The sequence below is a fragment of the Streptosporangium sp. NPDC003464 genome, from assembly GCF_053588315.1.
In genome coordinates, this window is sequence record NZ_JBSFPS010000510.1 from 1 (window position 1) to 2,419 (window position 2,419).

At 75.9% G+C, this 2,419-nt stretch carries 1 protein-coding gene; it reads right to left on the minus strand.

Annotated features, from left to right (window positions below; genetic code table 11):
* On the minus strand, nucleotides 1-2,259 hold a 2,259-nt coding region (locus ACWDS7_RS47905; RefSeq protein WP_451934738.1), incomplete at its 3' end, for a condensation domain-containing protein.
* Between the last annotated feature and the right edge of the window lie 160 nt (nucleotides 2,260-2,419).

The following is a 2,419-nucleotide window of genomic DNA, read 5'->3' on the forward strand; positions in this document are numbered from 1 at the left end:
CACGACCGCCGACTCGGGGCCGACCCCGGCGGCGCTCAGCCGCCGGGCCAGTGCGTTGGCCCGCGCGTTCAGCTCCGCCGCCGACAGGCGGACCGTGCCGCAGACCACCGCCTCGGCCTCCGGAGCCGCCGCCACCCGCGCCTGGAACAGCCGGGCCAGGTCGCCCCCGGGGATCCGGGCCGCGGTGTCGTTCCATTTCTCCAGCAGGGTGTAGCGCTCCTCCGGCGCGAGCAGCTCCACCTCGCTCACGCGGACGTCCGGATCCGCGGCCACCGCCTCCAGCAGCCGTACCAGCCGCGCGGTGATCGACTCCACCGTGCCGGGGTCGAACAGGTCGCGGGCGTACTGCACCACTCCTTCGACACCTCCGGGGACGGCGCCGGCGGAGACGTTCTCGCTGAGGCCGAACGCGAGGTCGCACTTCGCGCCGCCGAAGCCGTACAGCGAGTAGGCCGGGTCGGGCACCGCCGTCAGGCCCGGCAGCCCGGCCTCGTCGCCCGGGGTGTTGTCCAGGCCGAGCATCACCTGGAAGAGCGGGGGGCAGCCGGGGATCCTCGGCGGGTTGACCGCCTCCACCACCTGCTCGAACGGCACGTCCTGGTGCGCGTACGCCGCCAGGTCCGTCTCCTTGACCCGGGCCAGCAGCTCGCGGAAGCCCGGGTCGCCCGAGGTGTCGGTGCGCAGCACCAGGGTGTTGGCGAAGAAGCCCACCAGCTCGTCCAGCGCCCCGTCGGTACGGCCGGCCGCGGGCGCGCCGATCGGCACGTCGGTGCCGGCTCCCAGCCGGGTCAGCAGCGCCGCCAGCGCGGCCTGCACGACCATGAACAGCGTGGCCTGGTTGGCCCTGGCCAGCGTGAGCAGCCGCCCGTGCAGCTCGGGCGAGAGCCGCAGGGGCACCGAGCCGCCCCGGTGCCCGGACGCCGGCGTCCGGGGCCTGTCGACGGGCAGCGCCAGCTCCTCGGGCGCCCCCGCCAGGGCCGCGCGCCAGTAGGCGGTCTGCGCGCTCACGAGACTGTCCGGGTCGGCCGGGTCCCCGAGCAGCTCGCGCTGCCACAGCGCGTAGTCGGAGTAGCGCACGGGCAGCGGTTCCCAGTCGGGGGCCGCGCCGCGCGTGCGGGCCGCGTAGGCCAGGGCCAGGTCACGCCTGAGCGGGGCCAGCGACCAGCCGTCCATGGCGATGTGGTGGAACAGCAGGGCCAGCACGTGCTCGCCCGGCTCGCCGGGGGCGCCGGGCCGCAGCGCGAACAGCAGTGCCCGCACCGGCGGCTCGGCCGAGAGGTCGAAGGGGCGCAGCACCGCCTCCTCCACCGCCGCGCCGAGCCCCGTCTCGTCGGTCTCCACCACCGTCAGCTCGGGTACGGTCTCCAGCACCCGCTGCCGGGGCCGGCCGTCCTGGGCGGGGAAGACGGTGCGCAGCGTCTCGTGCCGCCACGCCACGTCCCCGAGCGCGGCCGCCAGCGCCGCCCTGTCCAGCCGCCCGGACAGCCGCAGGACCAGCGGGACGGTGTAGAGCCCGCCCGGCTCCGCGAGCTGGTCGACGATCCAGAGCCGGTGCTGGGCGAAGGAGGGGGAGGGCGGCTCGGAGGACTCCGCGCGGACCAGCGGCGGCCTGACCGCGCCGGTGCCGCCGGTCCGCGCCCGCTCGACCAGGGCCGCGAGCCCGGCGACGGTGGGCTCCTCGAAGACCGCCCTCACCTGCAGCTCGACGGAGAGCGCCGACCTGATCCCGGTCACCACCCGCATGGCCAGCAGCGAATGCCCGCCCAGGGCGAAGAAGTCGTCGTCGACCCCGATCCCCGGCGTGCCCAGCACCTGCGTGAACAGCCCGCAGAGGATCTCCTCCACCGGTGTGCGCGGCGCCGCGCCGGAGGTCGCCGTCTCGGGCGCGGGCAGGGCCCGCCGGTCGACCTTGCCGTTGTGGTTGAGCGGCAGCGCGTCCAGGACGACGAAGGAGGAGGGGACCATGTAGGCCGGCAGCGTCTCCTCGGCGTACCGGCGGACCCGCCCGGCCGGCTCGCCGGACCCGGCGGTGCCCGGCGGGTCCTGCGGGACGAGGTAGGCGACCAGGCGGCTGTCGCCCGGCTGGTCCCGCCTGGCGAGGGTGACGGCCTGGGCCACGGCGGGGTGGCGGGCCAGGACGGCCTCGATCTCGCCGAGCTCGATGCGGAAGCCGCGGATCTTCACCTGGCCGTCGGCCCGGCCGACGAACTCCCAGGTCCCGTCGTCGCGGCGCCGTACCAGGTCGCCGGTGCGGTACATGCGTGATCCGGGCTCGCCGTACGGGTCGGCGACGAAGCGCTCGGCCGTGAGGTCCGGGCGGCCGAGCATCGGGGTGCTGGCCGCGGTCAAGGAGGCCGGGCGTGACGAGTTCTTCATGGTCGGCGGGGCCGGGTCGGCCAACGCGATGCGTGAGATCCAG